This is a genomic window from Amycolatopsis sp. NPDC003676, assembly GCF_053587275.1.
Map to the genome: position 1 here is coordinate 1 of NZ_JBSFNS010000349.1, position 1,209 is coordinate 1,209.

Annotated in this window: 2 rRNA genes; both read right to left on the reverse strand. The window is 58.6% G+C overall.

Features of this window, described 5'->3' with window-relative positions:
- Positions 1–276 precede the first annotated feature (276 nt).
- Positions 277–393: ribosomal RNA gene (gene rrf / locus ACWDNU_RS46325) — 5S ribosomal RNA — on the reverse strand.
- 125 nt (positions 394–518) lie between these two features.
- Positions 519–1,209, reverse strand: a 23S ribosomal RNA gene (locus tag ACWDNU_RS46330); the annotation flags it as partial.

Genomic DNA, 1,209 nt, shown 5'->3' on the forward strand with positions numbered 1-1,209 from the left:
CAGCGCGCCGATCAGCGCGGCGGGCAGCACGAGGGCGGCCGCCCCGCGCCGCAGAGACTTGTGAGCGAACAACCAATCCATGGTGACCTCCCGAAGCAACGTCGCACCATGGTGACGGACCGGGCCGGTCCGCACAGACGTTTCTGAAATATTCACAGTTCGGATTGCAATCCCCCGATTCTGGGGGCACGCGGGAGCCCGGACTGCTAGCGAGAGCGCTAGTCCCACAACGCAAAAAGGCCCTCCAGCAATGCTGGAGGGCCTTTCGCAATGATGTTCCGGCGGTGTCCTACTCTCCCACACCCTGTCGAGTGCAGTACCATCGGCGCAGGTGGCCTTAGCTTCCGGGTTCGGAATGGGACCGGGCGTTTCCCCACCGCTATAACCGCCGTAACTCTATGAAACTGTCACACAGAGAGCCACCCCAAACCCGACCCCTCACAGGGTCAGACACGGAGTGTCTTCTCGGTGATCTGTGTGTTGTTTCAGATACCGCACAGTGGACGCGTAACACCTTCGATAGTAAGCCCTCGGCCTATTAGTACCAGTCACCTACACACATTACTGTGCTTCCAGTTCCGGCCTATCAACCCCATGGTCTGTAGGGGGCCTTAACCCATCAAGTGGGAGAGAAACCTCATCTTGGAACAGGCTTCCCGCTTAGATGCTTTCAGCGGTTATCCCTTCCGAACGTAGCCAACCAGCAGTGCTCCTGGCGGAACAACTGGCACACCAGAGGTTCGTCCGTCCCGGTCCTCTCGTACTAGGGACAGCCTTCCTCAAGTTTCTAACGCGCGCGGCGGATAGAGACCGAACTGTCTCACGACGTTCTAAACCCAGCTCGCGTGCCGCTTTAATGGGCGAACAGCCCAACCCTTGGGACCTACTCCAGCCCCAGGATGCGACGAGCCGACATCGAGGTGCCAAACCATCCCGTCGATATGGACTCTTGGGGAAGATCAGCCTGTTATCCCCGGGGTACCTTTTATCCGTTGAGCGACACCGCTTCCACTTGCCGGTGCCGGATCACTAGTCCCGACTTTCGTCCCTGCTCGAGCTGTCACTCTCACAGTCAAGCTCCCTTGTGCACTTGCACTCGACACCTGATTGCCAACCAGGCTGAGGGAACCTTTGGGCGCCTCCGTTACATTTTGGGAGGCAACCGCCCCAGTTAAACTACCCACCAGGCTAGAAGACCCACTGCTGTTC